Source organism: Sulfitobacter sp. TCYB15 (genome assembly GCF_040435955.1).
GTDB lineage: Bacteria > Pseudomonadota > Alphaproteobacteria > Rhodobacterales > Rhodobacteraceae > Sulfitobacter > Sulfitobacter pontiacus.
This window is the reverse complement of record NZ_CP159193.1, coordinates 519,455-538,605: the sequence shown is the minus strand read 5'-3', so window position 1 is coordinate 538,605 and position 19,151 is coordinate 519,455. Positions and strand designations below refer to the sequence as shown.

20 protein-coding genes and 2 riboswitches are annotated in these 19,151 nt (G+C 62.0%); of the genes, 5 read left to right on the top strand and 15 right to left on the bottom strand.

The window, feature by feature from the left end; translation table 11 throughout:
- Positions 1 to 2: 2 nt before the first annotated feature.
- The 4 genes from petB to ABM428_RS02490 form a co-directional block, all read right to left on the bottom strand.
- The gene (gene petB, locus ABM428_RS02505; RefSeq protein ID WP_005850964.1) at positions 3 to 1,346 is read right to left on the bottom strand and encodes a cytochrome b; all 1,344 of its coding nucleotides are present in this window, start codon (positions 1,344 to 1,346) and stop codon (positions 3 to 5) included.
- Positions 1,347 to 1,358: 12 nt separating this feature from the next.
- Positions 1,359 to 1,919, bottom strand: coding sequence for a ubiquinol-cytochrome c reductase iron-sulfur subunit (gene petA, locus ABM428_RS02500; protein WP_037942947.1), 561 nt, complete (start codon positions 1,917 to 1,919; stop codon positions 1,359 to 1,361).
- Between the two features lie 176 nt (positions 1,920 to 2,095).
- On the bottom strand, positions 2,096 to 2,707 hold the full coding sequence (locus tag ABM428_RS02495) for a glutathione S-transferase (RefSeq protein WP_037944875.1): 612 nt from the start codon (positions 2,705 to 2,707) through the stop codon (positions 2,096 to 2,098).
- A gap of 68 nt (positions 2,708 to 2,775) precedes the next feature.
- Positions 2,776 to 3,399, bottom strand: coding sequence for an FMN-binding negative transcriptional regulator (locus tag ABM428_RS02490; RefSeq protein WP_353628129.1), 624 nt, complete (start codon positions 3,397 to 3,399; stop codon positions 2,776 to 2,778).
- 66 nt (positions 3,400 to 3,465) lie between these two features.
- Positions 3,466 to 3,624, top strand: a riboswitch (FMN riboswitch).
- Between the two features lie 80 nt (positions 3,625 to 3,704).
- Here ABM428_RS02490 and ABM428_RS02485 point away from each other — a divergent pair.
- Positions 3,705 to 4,139, top strand: a complete 435-nt coding sequence (locus ABM428_RS02485) for a 6,7-dimethyl-8-ribityllumazine synthase (protein WP_005850960.1) — start codon at positions 3,705 to 3,707, stop codon at positions 4,137 to 4,139.
- Positions 4,140 to 4,166: 27 nt separating this feature from the next.
- Here ABM428_RS02485 and dxs read toward each other — a convergent pair whose 3' ends face one another.
- From dxs to ABM428_RS02460, 5 genes are all read right to left on the bottom strand, one after another.
- On the bottom strand, positions 4,167 to 6,095 hold the full coding sequence (dxs, locus tag ABM428_RS02480) for a 1-deoxy-D-xylulose-5-phosphate synthase (RefSeq protein WP_009825808.1): 1,929 nt from the start codon (positions 6,093 to 6,095) through the stop codon (positions 4,167 to 4,169).
- A gap of 16 nt (positions 6,096 to 6,111) precedes the next feature.
- Positions 6,112 to 7,050 carry a polyprenyl synthetase family protein gene (locus tag ABM428_RS02475; protein WP_132997440.1) on the bottom strand — a complete coding sequence of 313 codons (939 nt, stop codon included), beginning with the start codon at positions 7,048 to 7,050 and terminating at the stop codon, positions 6,112 to 6,114.
- The gene (locus ABM428_RS02470) at positions 7,004 to 7,246 is read right to left on the bottom strand and encodes an exodeoxyribonuclease VII small subunit (protein ID WP_005850957.1); all 243 of its coding nucleotides are present in this window, start codon (positions 7,244 to 7,246) and stop codon (positions 7,004 to 7,006) included. Before ABM428_RS02470 ends, ABM428_RS02475 begins: the two co-directional genes overlap by 47 nt.
- 135 nt (positions 7,247 to 7,381) lie before the next feature.
- The gene (locus ABM428_RS02465; protein WP_132997439.1) at positions 7,382 to 8,083 is read right to left on the bottom strand and encodes a response regulator; all 702 of its coding nucleotides are present in this window, start codon (positions 8,081 to 8,083) and stop codon (positions 7,382 to 7,384) included.
- Entirely contained in the window at positions 8,080 to 8,592 is a 513-nt protein-coding gene (locus ABM428_RS02460; protein ID WP_005850955.1) for a MarR family winged helix-turn-helix transcriptional regulator, read from the bottom strand. Before ABM428_RS02460 ends, ABM428_RS02465 begins: the two co-directional genes overlap by 4 nt.
- Positions 8,593 to 8,752: 160 nt before the next feature.
- Between ABM428_RS02460 and ABM428_RS02455 the strand changes: the two genes are divergently transcribed.
- Positions 8,753 to 9,622, top strand: a complete 870-nt coding sequence (locus ABM428_RS02455) for a branched-chain amino acid aminotransferase (RefSeq protein WP_005850954.1) — start codon at positions 8,753 to 8,755, stop codon at positions 9,620 to 9,622.
- Positions 9,623 to 9,703: 81 nt separating this feature from the next.
- Here the strand turns inward: ABM428_RS02455 and ABM428_RS02450 are convergent, their stop codons facing one another.
- The 3 genes from ABM428_RS02450 to aroC all read right to left on the bottom strand — a co-directional run bounded on the left by ABM428_RS02450 (position 9,704) and on the right by aroC (position 12,942).
- Positions 9,704 to 10,651 carry a cyclase family protein gene (locus ABM428_RS02450; protein WP_132997438.1) on the bottom strand — a complete coding sequence of 316 codons (948 nt, stop codon included), beginning with the start codon at positions 10,649 to 10,651 and terminating at the stop codon, positions 9,704 to 9,706.
- A gap of 111 nt (positions 10,652 to 10,762) precedes the next feature.
- Entirely contained in the window at positions 10,763 to 11,740 is a 978-nt protein-coding gene (locus ABM428_RS02445) for a DMT family transporter (protein ID WP_132997437.1), read from the bottom strand.
- Between the two features lie 101 nt (positions 11,741 to 11,841).
- On the bottom strand, positions 11,842 to 12,942 hold the full coding sequence (aroC, locus tag ABM428_RS02440) for a chorismate synthase (RefSeq protein ID WP_132997436.1): 1,101 nt from the start codon (positions 12,940 to 12,942) through the stop codon (positions 11,842 to 11,844).
- 92 nt (positions 12,943 to 13,034) lie between these two features.
- A riboswitch (TPP riboswitch) is annotated at positions 13,035 to 13,134 on the top strand.
- A gap of 34 nt (positions 13,135 to 13,168) precedes the next feature.
- On the opposite strand from aroC, the gene thiB reads away from it, so the two are divergent.
- The 3 genes from thiB to ABM428_RS02425 are packed head-to-tail and all read left to right on the top strand — an operon-like array spanning position 13,169 to position 16,357.
- A complete protein-coding gene (thiB, locus tag ABM428_RS02435) occupies positions 13,169 to 14,146 on the top strand; it encodes a thiamine ABC transporter substrate binding subunit (protein WP_353628128.1) in 978 nt (325 codons plus the stop codon).
- Positions 14,122 to 15,678, top strand: a complete 1,557-nt coding sequence (locus ABM428_RS02430) for a thiamine/thiamine pyrophosphate ABC transporter permease ThiP (RefSeq protein ID WP_353628127.1) — start codon at positions 14,122 to 14,124, stop codon at positions 15,676 to 15,678. Before thiB ends, ABM428_RS02430 begins: the two co-directional genes overlap by 25 nt.
- Positions 15,665 to 16,357 (top strand): ATP-binding cassette domain-containing protein, encoded by a 693-nt coding sequence (locus ABM428_RS02425; RefSeq protein ID WP_353628126.1) that lies wholly within the window; start codon positions 15,665 to 15,667, stop codon positions 16,355 to 16,357. The genes ABM428_RS02430 and ABM428_RS02425 overlap by 14 nt, the downstream gene beginning before the upstream one ends.
- Here ABM428_RS02425 and ABM428_RS02420 read toward each other — a convergent pair whose 3' ends face one another.
- From ABM428_RS02420 to ABM428_RS02410, 3 genes are read right to left on the bottom strand one after another with little or no spacing between them, the layout of a single operon-like run.
- Entirely contained in the window at positions 16,358 to 16,942 is a 585-nt protein-coding gene (locus ABM428_RS02420; protein WP_005850947.1) for an exopolysaccharide biosynthesis protein, read from the bottom strand.
- Positions 16,943 to 16,956: 14 nt separating this feature from the next.
- A complete protein-coding gene (locus ABM428_RS02415) occupies positions 16,957 to 17,811 on the bottom strand; it encodes an SDR family oxidoreductase (protein ID WP_353628125.1) in 855 nt (284 codons plus the stop codon).
- Between the two features lie 12 nt (positions 17,812 to 17,823).
- On the bottom strand, positions 17,824 to 19,089 hold the full coding sequence (locus tag ABM428_RS02410) for a glycosyltransferase family 4 protein (protein ID WP_132997431.1): 1,266 nt from the start codon (positions 19,087 to 19,089) through the stop codon (positions 17,824 to 17,826).
- Positions 19,090 to 19,151 lie beyond the last annotated feature (62 nt).

The window sequence follows — 19,151 nt, the reverse complement described above, 5'->3', positions numbered from 1 at the left end:
CCTTACTCTGCTGGCTTGACCAGCGTCTTGGTGCCGCCGGTTTTTGGCGCGTAATGCGCGTCAAAGTCGGCTTCGATGGTTTCAGGCTGCGGCGCTGGTTTCTCGATCACACCCAGAAGCGGCAGGATCACCAGGAAGTATGCGAACCAATAGGCCGACGCGATCAGCGAGAAGCTGGCATAGGGCTCTTCCGCAGGCATGGCACCCAGCCACATCAGCGCGAAGAAGTCGATCACCAGCAGCGCGAACCACCACTTGAACATGGGACGATAGCGGCCCGAACGCACCGAGGATGTGTCCAGCCAAGGCACCAGCGCCATCACCGCAATCGCACCGAACATCGCCAGAACACCAAAGAACTTGGCGTCGATGATGCCACCGGTCACGAAAGACGCAATCTGAACAACCCAGACTTCGGCAGTAAAGGCACGCAGGATCGCGTAGAACGGCAGGAAGTACCATTCAGGCACGATGTGTGCAGGCGTCGAAAGCGGGTTCGCCTCGATATAGTTATCGGGGTGGCCCAGATAGTTCGGCATGAAACCCACGATCGCAAAGAAAACAACCAGGATCACGGCCAGCGCGAACAGGTCTTTCATCACGAAGTAGGGCCAGAAGGGCAGCGTGTCTTTCTCTGCGTCTTCCTTGCTTGTGCGACGGACCTCGACCCCAGTGGGGTTGTTGTTCCCGGTGGTGTGGAACGCCCAGATGTGCACGATCACCAGACCGGCAATCACGAAGGGCAGCAGATAGTGCAAGCTGAAGAAACGGTTCAGCGTGGCGTTATCGACCGCAGGCCCGCCCAGCAGAAGCGTTTGCAGGCTTTCCCCGATGAACGGGATCGCACCGAACAGACCGGTGATAACCGTAGCGCCCCAGAAGGACATCTGACCCCAAGGCAGAACATAGCCCATAAAGCCGGTTGCCATCATCAGAAGGTAGATCAGCATGCCGACGATCCACGTGATTTCACGTGGCGCTTTATACGACCCGTAGTACAGGCCGCGGAAGATGTGCGCGTAGACCGCAACAAAGAACAGGGACGCGCCATTCATGTGCAGATAGCGCAGCATGTAGCCGCCGTTCACGTTCCGCATGATGTGTTCAACGCTCGAGAACGCGACATCGACATGGGGTGTGTAGTGCATCGCCAGCACGATGCCGGTCACGATTTGCAGTGCCAGACAGAACGTCAGAACAATGCCCCAGATCCACATCCAGTTCAGGTTCTTCGGTGTCGGGATCATCAGTGTGTCGTACAGCAGCCCAACAACGGGAAGACGGGTGTGCAGCCACTTCTCTCCGTTAGATTTCGGCTCGTAATGGTCGTGAGGAATTCCAGCCATTCCCGTTCTCCCTTAACCTAGTTTGATCGTGGTTTCATCCACGAATTCTGCGATTGGCACCGGCAGGTTGCGCGGTGCTGGCCCTTTGCGGATACGGCCCGCAGTGTCATAGTGCGACCCGTGGCAGGGGCAGAACCAGCCGCCAAAGTCACCTGCGTCGCCCAAAGGCACGCAGCCCAGGTGGGTACAGACGCCCATCATCACCAGCCAGTCTTCTTTACCGGCCATGGCGCGGTTTTCATCCGTCGCGGGGGCACCGGCTGCGATGTTGGCGTTCTCGGCACCCGGATCGGGCAGCTCGGACATTTCAACATCACGTGCCTTGGCGATTTCTTCTTCGGTACGGCGGCGGATGAACACCGGCTTACCCAACCATTTGACCGTGAGCTGTGTACCTGGCTCAACAGCGGACACATCGACGCGGATGGACGACAGCGCCTTCACATCTGCGGATGGGTTCAACTGATTGACCAATGGCCAGACTGCCGCGCCGACGGCGACCGCACCTGTACCAGCTGTGGCGTAATAGAGGAAATCCCTCCGGGTGCCTGCGTGATCTTCTGCTTGGGACACGGGTTAACTCCAAATCGAGGGCCTGACGGCCATTAAATCAAGGGGCGGCGCTGACGCACCTCCCACAATTCTTTTGGTTACTAGCGGGCTGCGTCGCGCACGTCCAGATACCTTTGTCGCGCAAACCGTCGCAGTGTTGCATTCCTTCAAGGGTGCAGACCGGATTTTTTGCGCTTTTATCCTGCCGGAGGGGCAGTGGCCTGCATGGATGCACGCGAATCAAAGCGGCGCGCCCAATCGGCCAAGGCGTCGTTTCCCTTGCGCCAATTACGCGCGTCATGCCGGAAATCAAGGTATCCCAAAGCACAGCCGACGGCGATCTGCCCCATATCCAGCGGACCGGAAAGCTGACTGATCCAGCGTGTATTCAGCGCCGCGCAGGCCCGTTCGATCTTGGACCACTGACCCTCGACCCATTCCGGCATCTGCTTGCCTTCGGGGCGCATCCGGCCCTCGTAGACCATCGATAGCGCCGCATCCAGCATACCATCCGCCGTTGCCTCAAGCGTCAGCGTGTCCCAGCGGCGGCTGCCCGTGGGATAAAGCTTGCCGCCCGCGCGGTCATCCAGATAGGCGCAGATTACACGGCTATCATACAGCGCGGGCCCCTCGTCGCGCACCAGTGCCGGTACTTTGGCCAGCGGGTTGTTCGGCAGCAGCGCGGCATCAGGCGCCAGCGGCGTGGTCGAGATATTTTCAAGCGTCACATCTTCGATCTGGCCGGTTTCGTGCAGCAATACCATAACCTTGCGGACATAGGGTGATGTCGGGGAATAGGATAGTTTCACGGGTGTCTCCTCCTCGGGGTTTGGGCGAACTATCACCGTCATCCGCGCGCGGTGCAATCGCTTGTTGATCAGGCGCCATTTGCCGCGCGCATCTGGTCGGCCAAACTGCCTGTTCCCGCGCCAAAGCCGTGCGCCTCTACCCCGTCGGCAGCGGCCAGTCGCACCGCATCGGGTTTATTCTGGCTCAGCTTCCACGTCCCGTCGACGCCGGTGATCCGCATCCGGCAGGGCACGATCATGCGCATCATTTTCTGCAGGGTCACGGGGTTCATCTTGGCGGTGGTCCACGGCGGCTTGGGCAGCAGGCGGTCTTCGAACCAGGCAGACTGGCGATCCAGCAGGTCCAGCAGCTCTTCTTGCGGGCGCAGCTCTAGCATGCCGGTCAGATGCACCGCCACATAGTTCCACGTCGGCACCTGATCGTCGATGTCGTACCAGTCGGGCGAGACATAGCTATCGCCCCCGCTGATGGCGAGCTTGACCGGCAGCGCGGATTTGAGCGCCCGCGCGATCGGGTTTGACCGGACCAGATGCAGATCCGCCTGATCCCCTGCTTCGTTCAGCAAAAACGGCACATGGCTGATCAAAGGGCCGTCGCTGCCATTGGCTGCAAGCACGCCAAAGCTGCGGTCGCGGGCAAAGGCGATGTTCTTGGCGGTGTCGGCGTCGTGGTAAACGGGATTCGGGTGCATAACGTAGGGTCCAAACTGCAAACGCGCTTTTGGTATTGCAGACGCGCCCCTGCCTTGGCAACGTATCCCTATTCTCAGGGCGGGGCGCAATTCCCCACCGGCGGTATGTGGCCCCAGTGCCACGAGCCCGCGAGCGCTGGCGACATCCCTTCGGGATGCGCCGGGTCAGCAGATCTGGTGAGATGCCAGAGCCGACGGTCATAGTCCGGATGAAAGAGAATGCGTTTGTTGCGGCCCCTTGGGGCCGTCCGCAATCGTGATCGCCTTGGGTGACTTGTGTCGCTGACGTAAAAAAGGAGATCACTATGACACACACCCGCTACGCCTTTGTAAAAGCACGCTGGCACGCCGATATCGTTGATCGTGCCTATGATGGGTTTTCCGAAACCATCCCCGCAAGCCAGATCGATGTTGTCGATGTCCCCGGCGCGTTCGAAATGCCGCTGATGGCGCAGACCCTCGCCAAATCCGGCAAATACGATGCGGTGATCTGCGCGGCCTTCGTGGTCGATGGCGGCATCTACCGGCATGATTTCGTGGCGACAGCCGTGGTTGACGGGTTGATGCGCGTAGGCCTTGATACGGGCGTGCCTGTCCTCTCGGTGTCGCTGACGCCGCACCATTATCAGGAAACCGACCACCACAATGCGATCTACCGCGCGCATTTCGTCGAAAAGGGCCGCGAGGCCGCTTCGGCAGCGCTTGGCATCGTCGCGGCGCGTCAACTGCTTGACGCGTAAGACGGGTTTACCGCGCGGGCCTGTGCGTCAGGCCCGCTGCGCCCCGATGCTGGCGATGCCCAACACATCCAGCACTTTGGCCTCGATATGTTCGGCGTTCATCCCCGCGACCGCATACATATCCGCAGGGCTCGCCTGATCGATAAAGATATCGGGCAGCACCATAGACCGGTATTTCAGCCCCGCGTCGAACACGCCCTCATCCGCCAGAAGCTGTGCCACATGGCTGCCAAAACCGCCGACTGCACCCTCTTCGATGGTGATCAGCGCCTCGTGATCGGCGGCCAGCGACAGGATCATCTCGCGGTCCAGTGGCTTGGCAAAGCGAGCGTCGGCAATGGTCGGCGTGATCCCCTTGGCCCGAAGCGCCTCGGCGGCTTTTTCCACCTCTGACAGGCGCGTGCCAAAGGACAGCAGCGCCACGCGCTTGCCCTCGGCGATGATGCGCCCCTTGCCGATCTCCAGCGGTTCGCCGCGTTCGGGCATGGTCACGCCCGCGCCTTCACCCCGCGGGAAGCGGAAGGCAATCGGCCCGTCGTCATAGGCCGCCGCCGTGGCCACCATATGCACCAGCTCTGCTTCATCCGCGGCAGCCATCACGACGAAATCGGGCAGGTTCGCCAAAAACGCCACGTCAAAGGCGCCGGCATGAGTGGCCCCATCCGCCCCGACCAACCCCGCGCGATCAATCGCGAAGCGCACCGGCAAGCGCTGGATCGCCACGTCATGCACCACCTGATCATAACCGCGCTGCAGGAAGGTCGAATACATCGTGCAGAACGGCTTCATCCCGCCCGCCGCCAATCCGGCAGAGAATGTCACACCGTGCTGTTCCGCGATGCCCACGTCAAAGCACCGGCTGGGGTAGCGTTCGGCGAAAAGGTTCAGCCCTGTCCCATCCGGCATCGCGGCTGTCACGGCGCAGATCTTGTCGTCTTTTGCGGCCTCGGCGATCAGGCTGTCCGCAAAGACGCGGGTATAGCTGGGCGCGTTTGACGGCGCTTTCTTCTGCTCGCCCGTCAGCACATTGAACTTGGCGGTCGCGTGGCCCTTGTCACGGGCGGCTTCGGCGGGGCCATAGCCCTTGCCCTTTTTGGTGATCACATGGATCAGCACCGGCCCCGTCGCCCGCGCCTTGACCGTGCGCAAGACCGGCAACAACTGGTTCAGGTCATGCCCGTCAATCGGCCCGAGATAGGAAAACCCAAGCTGTTCGAACAACGTACCACCTACGGCCATGCCCTTGAGCATATCCTTGGCGCGCTTGGCCCCTTCGCGGAACGGGCCGGGCAACATGCTGACAGCGCCCTTGGCCGCGGCTTTGAAATCCTGAAACGGCTCTTCGGCATAAAGACGGCTAAGGTAGGTCGACATCGCCCCCACCGGCGGCGCGATCGACATCTCGTTGTCGTTCAGGATGACGAACATCCGTTTTTTCAGATGACCCGCGTTGTTCATCGCCTCATAGGCCATGCCCGCCGACATCGACCCATCGCCGATCACCGCAATCGCATCGCCCAGACCTTCGGGGACATTGCCGCCCAGATCACGCGCCACCGAAAAGCCCAAAGCCGCGCTGATAGAGGTCGATGAATGCGCAGCACCAAAGGGGTCGTAGGGGGATTCACTGCGTTTGGTAAATCCGCTCAACCCATCTTTCATACGCAGGGTGCGGATACGGTCGCGGCGTTCGGTCAGGATCTTATGCGGGTAGCACTGGTGGCTGACGTCCCAGATCAGCTTGTCCTTCGGCGTATCAAACACCGAATGGATCGCGACCGTCAGTTCAACCACGCCCAGGCCTGCGCCCAGATGGCCGCCCGTCTCTGATACGGCAGAAATCGTCTCTGCCCGCAGTTCATGGGACAGTTTCACCAGCTCTGCATCCGAGAAATTCTTCAGATCGGCAGGGCGGTTCACCCGGTCCAAAAGGGGGGTATCTGGTCTATCGGTCATCTGGCTCTCCACCGGATCAGCTTTTGCGGGCAATAACGAAGCGGGCCGCGTCTCGCAAGGTTTCGGCGTCACTGCCGTAGGGGGACAGGGCATCACAGGCAGCATCGACAAGATCACGGGCGCGGGCGCGGGCGGGGTCCAGCCCCAGCAGCGACACAAAGGTCGCCTTGCCCGCATCGGCATCCTTGCCCACGGCCTTGCCCACCGTGGCGGCATCGCCTTCGACGTCAAGAATGTCATCCGCAATCTGGAACGCCAGCCCGAGGTTGCGCGCATAGCTGCGCAGCGCGGCGGGATCATCGCCCGCCATCACCGGCCCCGCCGTCGCGGCCCATTCGATCAGCGCACCGGTCTTGCCGGCCTGAAGCGTTGTGATCTGGTCCAGGGTCAGCGGTTGGCGCGCGGTTTCGGCGGCGATGTCCATCGCCTGCCCGCCCACCATGCCGCGCACACCGGCAGCCCGCGCCAGCCCCGTGACCAGCGCAACCCGTTCAGCGTCGCCGCAGCCCGTTGCCGCGACCAGTTCAAACGCCAATGTCTGCAGCGCATCGCCCGCCAGAACCGCCGTCGCCTCGTCCCATTTCACATGTACCGTGGGTTGACCCCGACGCAGGGCGTCATCATCCATGCAAGGCATGTCATCATGCACCAGCGAATAGGCGTGCAGCGCCTCGATCGCGCCGGCGGCGGGGGCGGCCTGCGCGTCCATCACCCCGTGCAACCGCGCGCTTTCGATCACTAGAAAAGCCCGCAGGCCCTTGCCGCCTGTCACGGCATAGCGCATCGCCTCGGCCACGGTGCCGTCCAACCCGCCAAGCCCGTGCAGGATCTGGCCAATCGCCAGATCCGCAGCATGAGGCATGGCCGCATGAAACGGTTTGCGCGTCAGCTCTGTCTCAAGCGAGATGTCAAACCCCGCCAACGGGAGCCACTCCGACAGGGTTGCCGTCGCCATCCAGCGTGATCTGCGCGACTTTCTCTTCGGCTTCCTTCAGCTTGGTCTCGCAGCGTTTCTTGAGCTTGGCCCCGCGTTCGTAAAGCGAAATGCTTTCATCCAGCGCCACATCGCCCCGTTCCAGCTGGCCCAGAACCTTTTCCAGTTCGGCCATCGCTGCCTCAAAGCTCATCTCTTCTACCGGAGTATCCGTCATTGCCGTGAATCCCATCAATCAAACTTGGCCTGACCATAGCCCGCCCGCGCCATAGCTTCCAGTGACCGTGCCGATTTCTTGGGCGCAAATTCTCTTACGCCACGATACCACATTTACCGCCAAGGCAGCGCGTGATCAGTCGGGGGCCAGCATATAGCCCGCGCCGCGCACGGTTTGCAGATAGCGGGGCTGTTTGGGATTGTCTTCGATCTTGCGGCGCAATCGGGTGATCTGCACATCGACAGCACGTTCCTGCGCCTGCCCGCGGTCACGGCCCAGTTCCTCCACCAGTTTTGACCGGCTCAGCGCGGCGCCGGGTTGGGCCGCAAAAATGCGCATCAGCTGGATTTCGGTGGCGGTCAGCCGCACCAGATCGTCGCCCTGCCACAGCTCTCCGCGTTCGATGTCATAGCGGATCGGCCCCATCGACAGCACCTTGGGCGCGGTATCAGCCACGCGGGTGTCGGGCATACGCCGCAGGATCGCGTTGATCCGCAACAGCAGCTCTTTGGGTTCAAACGGTTTGGCAAGGTAATCATCCGCCCCCGCTTCCAGCCCTTCGATCCGGTTGTCCGTCTCGCCCTTGGCGGTCAGCAGCAGGATCGGCGTTTGCATGTCTTCGCGCAGGCTGCGGGTCAGGCTTAGACCATCCTCGCCCGGCATCATCACATCCAGCACGATCAGATCAAAATCCAGCCCCGCCAGAATACGCCGCGCATGGGCGGCATCGCGGGCCGAGGTCACAAGGAACCCGTGCCGCATCAGGAACTTCTGCAACAGCGTGCGAATACGTTCGTCGTCGTCGACGATCAGCAGGTGTGCGTCGGCCTCGTTCACGCGCCGTTTTCCTTCAGACGGGTGTAACAATGGTGCATTTCGGGGTCCATCATCGCCTCTAGCACGGTGCGGAAACCGGCGACCGCCTCGGGGCCCGCGTCGCGGAACGCACTGCGCATCCGCATCCGTTGTGCATCAGACAATGTCTGTTCGAGCGCGCGCCCGGCGTCAGTCAGATACAAGTGCCGCTCCCGCTTGTCTGCTTTTCCCACTTGGCTTTTGACAAGACCATCGGCGATCAGCGTGCGCAATACACGATTAAGGGATTGTTTTGTAACACCCAAAATCCCCAGAAGGTTGTTTACCGTCGTGCCCGGTGCCCGGTTGATAAAGTGGATCGCACGGTGGTGCGCACGGCCATAGGCCATATCCACAAGGATCTTGTCAGGGTCGGCTGTAAAACCGCGGTAGGCAAAGAACATCGCCTCGATCCCCTGCCGCAGCTGTTCATCCGTCAGGAACAGCAGGTTCTCGCCCGTGTGTGATGATGGGCCGCGTCCGTCTGCCATTATACTCTCCCCTTGCTGCGCCAAGAGCTTACGTCAGCGTTATTGACTTTCCAAGAGTCAAAGGCTATCGAATCCCATGTTTTGCGTAATTATATGTCTGCACGCAGCGGGTTTCACGCAATTTTCATAAATCCCGAGGTGCTTTGAGGAAGGATACATCATGGACGGCGCATACGACGATCGCGACGGCAAAATCTGGTTGGACGGTAAAATGGTCGATTGGCGCGATGCCAATGTCCACATCCTGACCCACGCCATGCACTATGCGTCATCGGTGTTCGAGGGCGAACGCTGCTACAATGGCAAGATTTTCAAAGGCCGCGAGCATTCGGAACGGCTGCGCAAATCGGCGCAATACCTCGACTTCGAAATCCCGTATTCCGTGGACGAGATCGAAGCCGCGAAATACGAGATGCTCAAGGCGAACGGCTGGACCGATGCCTATGTCCGCGCGGTAGCGTGGCGTGGAGCCGGCCCCGACATGGGCGTCTCGGCGGCGCGCAACCCTGTACGTCTGGCCATCGCGGGCTGGGAATGGGGCAACTATTACGGCGATGCCAAGATGAAGGGTGCCAAGCTCGACATCTCGAAGTGGAAGCGCCCGTCGCCCGAAACGATCCCCGTACACGCCAAAGCGGCGGGCCTGTATATGATCTGCACCACCTCCAAACACGCGGCAGAGGCCAAGGGCTGTTCCGACGCGCTGTTCATGGATTATCGTGGCTATGTGGCCGAAGCGACTGGCGCGAACATCTTTTTCGTCAAGGACGGCGAAGTGCATACGCCACTGGCCGATTGCTTCCTGAACGGGCTGACCCGTCAGACCGTTATCGGGATGCTCAAGGAAAAGGGCCTGACCGTGCACGAACGCCACATCATGCCGGAAGAGCTGGAAGGCTTCGAGCAATGCTGGCTGACCGGCACCGCGGCCGAGGTCACACCCGTCGGACAGATCGGCGACTACACCTTCGAGGTCGGCGCGCTCACCCGCGAGATTTCGGAAGACTACGAAAAGCTCGTCCGGTCCTGAACTGCCCCATCAAAACAAACGGCGCGAGGGTTCTCCCCCCGCGCCGTTTTCATGTCCGCACCTGCGGTGCAGCACGTCGTGTTAGTAAAGCGCGACCGGATTGATCATCGCCTGTACCGTGCCTTTGATCAGCGGCTGCCCGAGCACGAACATAAACTCTTGCACGCCTTCAGCGACCAGCGGTCCTGTGTTCATCGTCTCCAGAATATAGATGCCGTTGTCCTTGAGCAGCGTGACATGGCCATAAAACACCTTGTCCCCCTCTTTCGGTGGAATCGCTTCTAGGCCCCATGTGTCCGCACCCACGGCCATCGGGTTCATCGACGCCATAAACACCGCGCCTTCGTTATTCAGCCCCGGTTCGGTGGACCCCCAGGCCGTCGGGTCGCTTTCCATCATGCCGTCGGTCCAGCCCGTGTGAAACAGCACGATATCACCTTCGTTTACCGTGATCTGCTGCGCCTCCATCGCGGCGGTGATCTCTGCCTCGCCAAAATGCTCTCCGGCGGCCAACACATCCTTGCCCATGTGCTTGGCCATATCGATGATCACGGCACGCCCGACCAAGGGCGGCACGGCATGCGTTCCCAACTTGGTCAGGCCGCTGATCGCCGAGATTTCCTTTTCGTCCAGGCAGTTATAATACATCCCGTCTTCGCCCAGATGCCCAAGCCCGTCCAACTGCGACCCGATACCGATCCAGGTTTGCAGCAGATCGTCGTTATAATTGCCCTCGTAGCCAAAGGACGACAGCTTTTGGCCGCCGTGCTGGTTCGGCTGGACCACCTGAAGGCTCAGCGAACGGGGCGGGAAGGCAGGCGTATCCGGCCCGATCACGATCCCGAGCGGCATCGATTTGCCCTGCTTGATCAGCTTGGCGGCCTGCAACGTGCGCTCGGTCGAGATCAGGTTCGCCGATCCCAGCTGGTCGTCAGGGCCCCAATGCGAATGGTCACAGTCTTGCGCCCATGCGGCAGATGCCCCGACACCGATGGACAAGGCAGTTGCGATAATCTTGGTAAATTTCATCTTTCTTCCCTCCCAGAAAACAGGGTGCAGCACCGACGGGATACCCGCTGCTCCACACCCCAGAGGGTTAGGCTAACATGAAATTCAATCAGGGCACGTAATTTCAACCGATCAGCTGGGCGTCCCCTGTGGCATGCTGCTGGCCTTGGATTTGGACCGATCCAGCCCCAACTGCCGTTCCCGCCAGATGATCGCCGCACCGCCGGCGATGACCAGACCGGCACCGATCAGGATAGCAGGCGTCGGGATTTCGCTGAAAAGCACCCAGCCGATCAACACCGCGAACAGCATGGAGGCATAGTCGAACGGGGCGAGCATCGACACCGGGCCAAAGCGGTAAGAGGCCGTGATCATGATCTGTGATACCCCGCCGATCATGCCCGACAGGATCAACAGTGCCGAGACTTGCCAACCGGGGTTCACCCACCAAAGCGGCTCCCAGTTGATCACCATGCCTGCGGGCAGCGTGAGGAACGACAGGCAGGTCGCGGTCAGCGAAAAATAGAACACGATGGCCGCCGTGCTGTCGGTTTGCACCAATCGGCGCACGTGGATCTGGACAAGCGCGCGCATGATCGACGCGGCAACCACCATCATCGCCCCCAGCATGGCAAGCTGCGACACACTATCCCCGCCTACGGTAAAGCGGGGGTACAGAACGATTAGCACGCCGATCAACCCCACGGCCACCGCAGACAGTCGGAACACACGCACCTGTTCGCCCAGGAATATCGCGGCGAAGATTACCGTGAAAAGCGGTGTGGCATAGCCGATCGCGGTGACCTCTGGCAGGGGCAGCAGGCTAAGCCCGGCAAAGGTCAGCGCCATCGCCGTGGTCCCGAAAACGCCGCGCCAGACGTGGCCCATCAGATTGCTTGGCTTCAGCCCGTCGCGCAGGTCGCCGCTTTGCCATAGCCACAGGATGATCATCGGGAAGGCAAAGAACGAACGGTAAAACACGGCTTGGGCGGCGGGCACGGTGGCCGTCGCGATCTTGATAAGGGCCGCCATGACCGAGAACAGAAAGACCGCCCCCAGTTTAAGGGCGATGGCCCGGCCGGGGCGGTGCTCTGTCGTGGTGCTTTGCATGGCGCATGCTTGCGCCTGCAGGTTTCAAGTTGCAAGACCCCGCGTCAACTTGCGCGTCGTATTCCCGCCAATATGCAAAAAATCCGAGCGTTCCGCGCGGCTTAGCCGATGATGCCGCGGTTCTCGCCAACCTGACCGCGGTGCAACAGCATATGGTCAAGCAGGACGCAGGCCATCATCGCTTCGCCCACCGGCACGGCGCGGATGCCGACGCAGGGATCGTGGCGACCTTTGGTAATGATCTGCGTATCTTCGCCGGATTTGGTAATCGTCTTGCGTGTGGTCAGAATGCTTGACGTTGGCTTGACCGCGAAACGCAGCACGATGTCCTGACCGGTGCTGATGCCGCCCAGAATACCGCCCGCGTGGTTCGACGAATAGACAGGGCCGTCGGGGCCCATGCTGATCTCGTCCGCGTTCAGCTCTCCGGTCAGCATGGCGGCGGACATGCCTTCGCCAATCTCCACGCCTTTGACGGCGTTGATGCTCATCATCGCGGCGGCAAGATCGGTGTCGAGCTTGCCATAGACCGGCGCGCCAAGGCCCGCGGGCACGCCGCGCGCTGTCACCTCGATGATCGCACCGACGGAGGATCCGGATTTGCGCAGACCGTCCAGATACGCCGCCCACTCTTCTGCCGCTTTGGCGTCGGGCACCCAGAACGGGTTCTGTTCGATCTGGTCCCAATCGAAGGCATCGCGGTCGATCTTGTGCGGGCCCATCTGCACCATGTAGCCGGTGATCTGCACATTCGGCGCAATCGCCTTGATCGCTTCACGTGCCAATCCACCCGCCGCCACACGCGACGCGGTTTCACGTGCCGAGGACCGCCCGCCCCCGCGATAATCGCGGATACCGTATTTCTGGAAATAGGTTATGTCGGCGTGACCGGGGCGGAACTTGTCCTTGATGTCGCCGTAGTCTTTCGACCGCTGGTCGGTGTTCTCGATCATCAGCTGGATCGGCGTGCCGGTGGTGACGCCTTCAAACACGCCCGACAGGATCCGCACCTCATCCGCCTCGCGGCGCTGCGTGGTGTATTTGTTCTGGCCGGGTTTGCGCTTGTCCATCCAGTGCTGGATCATCTCTTCGGTGATCGTCACACCGGGAGGGCAGCCGTCCACCGTGGCCCCCAAAGCAGGCCCGTGGCTTTCGCCCCAGGTGGTCACGCGGAAAAGATGGCCAAAGCTGTTGATCGACATGGGCGGTGCTCCTTTGGCGGTGATCCTTAACGGGGGCTGCACCATGCCTCAAGGGGTTTCACCTTGCGCGCGGGCGACAGGCGTTCTACCGATAAGACACCTCGGGGGGCCTGACAGGCTGAGATGTGCGCGCACGGACCCGTTGAACCTGAACCGGTTAACACCGGCGGAGGGAAGGTCTGGATACACCTCCAACGCTTTCTGACGCCGCATTTTGGAGGATGCCATGAAGTATCTTACACTTGCTGCCACCACGCTTTTCGCCACGCAGGCATGGGCCGACACACCCGAACTGGTGGTCTATACCTACGACAGCTTTGTCGCCGAATGGGGCCCCGGCCCCGTGATCGAAGCGGCCTTCGAGGCCGAATGCACCTGCGATCTGAAATTCGTCGGCATGGGCGATGGCGCGGCGCTGCTGGCGCGGCTCAAGCTGGAAGGCGCGCGGTCTGACGCCGATCTGGTGCTGGGGCTTGATACCAGCCTGATCGCGGCGGCCAAGGAAACAGGGTTGTTCGCGCCCGCCACAGTTGATGCGGATTATGACCTGCCGGTCACATGGGAAGACGACAGCTTTGTCCCCTATGACTGGGGCTATTTCGCCTTTGTCCATAACGCCGATCTGACCCCGCCCGCGAATTTCCGCGCTCTGGCCGACAGTGACCTCAAGATCGTGATTCAGGACCCGCGGTCCTCTACCCCCGGTCTGGGCCTGCTGATGTGGGTCAAGGACGCTTATGGTGACGAGGCCCCTGCGATCTGGGAAGGTCTGGCGGATAATGTCGTGACCGTGACCAAGGGCTGGTCCGAAGCCTACGGCCTGTTTCTTGAGGGCGAAGCCGACATGGTGCTGAGCTATACCACATCCCCCGCCTACCACCTGATCGCCGAAGAGGACGCGACCAAAGCCGCCGCCGCCTTTGACGAAGGCCACTACATGCAGATCGAAGTGGTCGGTAAACTGGCGGGCAGCGACCAGCCCGAGCTGGCCGATCAGTTCATGCAGTTCATGGTATCGGACGCGGCGCAATCGGTGCTGCCCACGACCAACTGGATGTACCCCGCCGTCACGCCCCAAGGCGGGCTGCCCGAAGGCTTTGAGCAGTTGATCGAACCGGGCAAGGCGCTGCTGATCCCGAACGATGACGTGCCCGCCCTGCGCGAGGAAGCATTGGCCGAATGGCTCTCCGCACTGTCGCAATAAGCACGAAAACCGGCATCAGCGCCGCCATTCTGGTTGCGGCGCTGATCCTTGCTGCGGTGGGCGCCGTGCTGTGGCGGGCCGAGTTCGGCAGCGGGCTTGGCCCGGCCGATTGGTCCGCGATCCGGATTACCGTGTTACAGGCCGCGCTTTCCGCCCTGCTGTCTACCGCGCTGGCGATCCCTGTCGCCCGCGCCTTGGCGCGACGGCGCTTTGTCGGGCGCGGGCTGCTGGTCACGCTGCTGGGGGCTCCGTTCATCCTGCCGGTGATTGTCGCCGTGCTGGGGGTGCTTGCGGTCTTTGGCCGCGCGGGCTGGCTCAATGCGGCGCTGGCGGCGGTCGGATTGCCCGGCATCACGATCTACGGGCTACACGGCGTGGTGCTGGCGCATGTCTTCTTTAACCTCCCGCTGGCCACGCGGCTGTTGTTGCAGGCATGGCAGACCGTGCCCGCGGAACGGTTCCGGCTGGCCGCACAGCTTGGCCTGACCCCGCGCGCGGTATTTCGCAGCATCGAGCTTCCCCTCCTGCGGCAAATCCTGCCCGGCACCGCAGCGTTGATCTTTGTGATCTGCCTGACCAGCTTTGCCGTAGCGCTGACCCTCGGCGGCGGCCCCCGCGCCACGACGATCGAGCTTGCGATCTATCAGGCGTTCCGTTTCGACTTTGACCTGAACCGTGCAGCGCTGCTGTCGCTGGTGCAGCTTGGGCTTGCGGGCAGCACCGCCGCGCTGGCGCTGTGGATCATCCCCGCGATCAGTCTGGGTGGCGGGCAGGACCGCCCCCTGCACCGCTGGGACGCACGTGGCGGGCTGCAACGCGGGCTCGACGCGCTGTTCATCACGTTGGCGGCGGGGTTTCTGCTGCTGCCCCTGACCTCGGTCGTGCTGCGCGGGGTGATCGGCCTGCCGCAAATGCCCGCCAGCGTGTGGCAGGCAGCGGGCACCTCTGTCACCGTGGCGCTGATCAGCGTGGTGGTATTGCTGGCCTTGGCCCTGCCCCTTGCCGGATGGATCGCGACCCGCGCCCGCGGCGGGGTAGAGGCCGTGGGCCTCTTGGGGCTTGCGGCCTCTCCGCTGATGATCGGCACTGGCTGGTTCATTCTGATCAACCCTGTCGCCAGCCCCTTTGCGCTGGCCCTACCCGTCACGGCGCTGGTCAATGCGCTGATGGCCCTGCCCTTTGCCCTGCGTATTCTGGTGCCCCGCCTGCGCGACACGGTGCAGATCTATGGCCGGCAGGCGCAGATGCTGGGACTGACCGGATGGCCGCTTTGGCGCTGGCTGATCCTGCCACGCTTGCGCCCGCAGATCGGCTTTGCCGCGGGGCTGACCGGTGCCCTGTCGATGGGGGATCTGGGGGTCATTGCCTTGTTCGCCGACCCCGACAGTGCCACCCTGCCACTGCAGATGTACCGGTTGATGGGGGCCTACCGGATGGAGGCCGCGGCCGGTGCGGCCCTGATCCTGCTGGCGCTGTCGCTTGGGATTTTCTGGATATTCGACAAGGGAGGGCGCTGGCATGCTGACGCTTGAGACCGCGCAGATCACCCAAGGCAGCTTTACCCTGCACGCCGACCTGACCCTTGCGCCCGCGCAGACCTATGCGGTGATCGGCCCCTCGGGTGCGGGGAAATCCACCCTGCTGGGGGCGCTTTGCGGGTTCATTCCGCTCAGGTCCGGCAGGCTGCTGTGGCAGGGCAAGGACATCACCCAAGCCGCCCCCGGTGTGCGGCCCATGACAATGCTTTTTCAGGACAACAACCTCTTTCCCCATCTCAGCGTGATGCAGAATGTGGGGCTGGGGCTGCGCCCCGACCTGCGGCTCGGCTCTGCGGAACAAACCCGTGTACACGAGGCGCTTGATCGCGTCGGGCTGCAGGGGATGGCTGCCCGCAAGCCTGCCGAGCTTTCCGGCGGGCAGCAAAGCCGTGTGGCCCTCGCACGGGTGCTGGTACAAGCCCGTCCGCTTGTGCTGCTCGACGAACCCTTTGCCGCACTTGGCCCCGCCCTGCGCAACGACATGCTGGATCTGGTGGCCGCCCTCGCCGCAGAGACCAAAGCCGCGTTGATCATGGTCACCCACGCCCCCGAGGACGTACGCCGTATCGCGGATCAGGTGATCTTTGTCGAAGGTGGCACCGCACATCCGCCGCAGCCTGCCGCAGCGCTGATGGACAACCCGCCCGACGCGCTGCGCGCCTATCTGGGGTAATCAGAAAATGACGGCGTAGAAGGTCAGCGATGTCAGCAGGATCGTCAGATACCCCAGCAGCACATAAAGCCCGTCGCGGGTGAACAGACCAAAGGCGAACAGCGCCACCGTTCCGCCCCCGAAGGACGACGCGAAGGGCACGAATTCAAGCAAGGGCCAACCCACAGGCAGGATCACGCAGGTCACCAACGTCAGCAGACGCATCGGGCCTGTCGTCAGAAACTGGAGCCTTTTGCCGGAGTGGCGATCAAAAAACGCCGCGGGCTTGCGCAGCCACCGCACGCAGAACAGCAACCGCGATGACTTGACCTCCCGGCGCAGCAGGAACTGCGGCAACCACAGACGTTTGCGCCCATAGACCGCCTGCGCCGACAGCACGATGATCACCATCGCCATGAAACTGGACACACCAAAGACACCGGACAGCGGCGACACCAACAGCAGCGCGGCCAGCAGAATGAAAGGGAGCAGGGACCGCTCTCCGAATTCGTTCAGCACATCGTTGATCGTGACCGTCTCGCGGCTGGCCGCTTGCTCCATCCCGTCCAGCAGATGGGTGAGGCTACGCTCCTCGATATTGTGCATATACCCCCCAAAGGTCAGCTGTCTTGTGCAAGCAATGCCGCCAGCCCGGCCCGATAGGTGGGGAACTGCGGTGCCCAGCCTAACGCCTGCTTGATACGGTCGTTCCGAACCTTCTTGCTTTCCGCGTAAAAGCTGCGGGCCATGGGGGTCATATCGGCCTGATCAAAGGGGATCGCGGGGGGCACGGGCAGGCCAAGCAGCTCTGCCGCGTGGGCGATCACGTCTTGCGGTGGCGCGGGGTCATCGTCGCACAGATTATAGACCGCGCCCGGGTCGGGCCGCTGCAAGGACAGCTCAAGCGCTTGGGCAATATCCTCGACATGGATGCGAGAGAAGACCTGCCCCTGCTTGATGATCCGCCGCGCCGTTCCGGCCCGCACCTTGGCAAAGGGGCCGCGTCCGGGGCCATAGATCCCTGCGAGGCGAAAGATATGGAGCGGCAGATCGGAGATCGCCTGCCACCGTGCCTCTGCCGTGACACGGGCGCGTCCGCGCTTGGTCGATGGTGTCAGCGGCGTGTCCTCGTCCACCCAATCGCCGTCGTGGTCACCGTAAACCCCTGTTGTCGACAGGTAGCCGACCCACCGCAGATCGGGCGCGGCGCGAATGACCGCATCCTCGACCGCATTCAAAACCGGATCGCCTGCGCTGTCCGGTCCGGCCGAGACGAGCACATTGGGAAACTGCGCGATCAACGCGCCCAGATCGGCCCCCGGCCAGACGACGGGTTCAACGCCTGTGTCCGCGATGGCATCTGCCTTGTCGGGACTGCGCGTGGTGCCGACGATGCGCCAGCCCTGCGGCACCAGCCGTGCGGCAAGGGCGCGCGCGCTAAAGCCATGCCCGATCGACAGCAGCGTTTTCTCCATGAGGCGTCCTTTCTATGTGGTGGGGGTCCGGGGCAAGGCGATCCGCTGCCCTTCGGGGACCAATGCATTCATCTGCGCGATATGTTCCGGCAGGCATTTGGTCAGGAAGTCATAGGTCTGGACCACATGCGCCCGCGCCGCAGGCCCCAGATGCGCATAGGCCGCCGGATTGCCCAGCACATCCGCCACCTGATCGCCCAGCGCATCGGGATCGAAGAAATCGCACAGCAGACCGGTTTCGCCGTGGGTAATCGCCTCGCGCACGGGGGCCACGTCAGAGCCGACAATCGTCGCGCCCATCGCCATCGCCTCGAGCAGGGACCACGACAGCACAAATGGCATCGTCAGATAAAGATGGCAGCGGCTGATCTGAATAACCCTCTGGTAATCCTCGTAGGACAGCTTGCCCAGAAAATGCACGCGCGACCAATCGACGTGCTTGCCCACCTCTGCCTCCATCTCGGCACGCAGACCCCCGGGGTGTTTGCTTTTGCCGCCATAAGAGGTGTCGTTGCCCCCCACCACCAACACCCGCGCATCGGGGCGTTGTTTCAGAATGCGTGGCAATGCGCGCATGAACACATGAAAACCCCGCGTGCGTTCAAGGTTGCGCGACACAAAGGTCAGCACCTCGTCATCCTTGGTCAGGGCGCGATCCATCCGCCCAAGCTTGAGCGTCACCGCCGGATCGGGGCGCAGCTGGTCTGTGCGTATCCCGTCGTGGCAGACATAGAGCTTGCGGTGAAAGCTTTGCGGAAAACGGTCACGCTGCCAGTAGGTCGGGCTGAGCCCGACATCGACGGTTTCGATATTGGCCAGCGGCACGGCATTCCGCGCGTGCAGCAGAAAGGGGGTATTCTCGGTCACGGGGTCTTCGGGGTCGAACCCCACAGGGCCGCCGGTATCGCTGTAGTAATACTCGAAGAAGCCGATGATCGGGACATCGGGCCAGATCTGCTTGAAAAACGTCAGCTCCCCCCAACCCACATGCCCCACCACGATATCGGGTTTGAACCCTTCGCGGGTCTCGATCTGTTTGGCCGCGCGGGCGGCCCCCAAGCCGTTGCCGGTCGATTCCTCCCAGTTCTTTGACAGCCCATAGGCAGTCTCTGCCGGTCTGTGATGCGCCTTGTAGACCCGTGTCTCGACGCCATCAAAACGGGGCGGATTTTTGCGTTGGGTCAGGAAATAGATCTGGTGTGTGCGTTGATCGGCCAGCCATTGCACCAGCTCGCGGTATTGGCCGGGCATATTCTGGTGCACAAACATGATCTTCATGGGGTCGCCTTATGTCCTGTCGGTTGCAGACAGTTAGCCCAGTCGGCACGGACAGTGCAAAC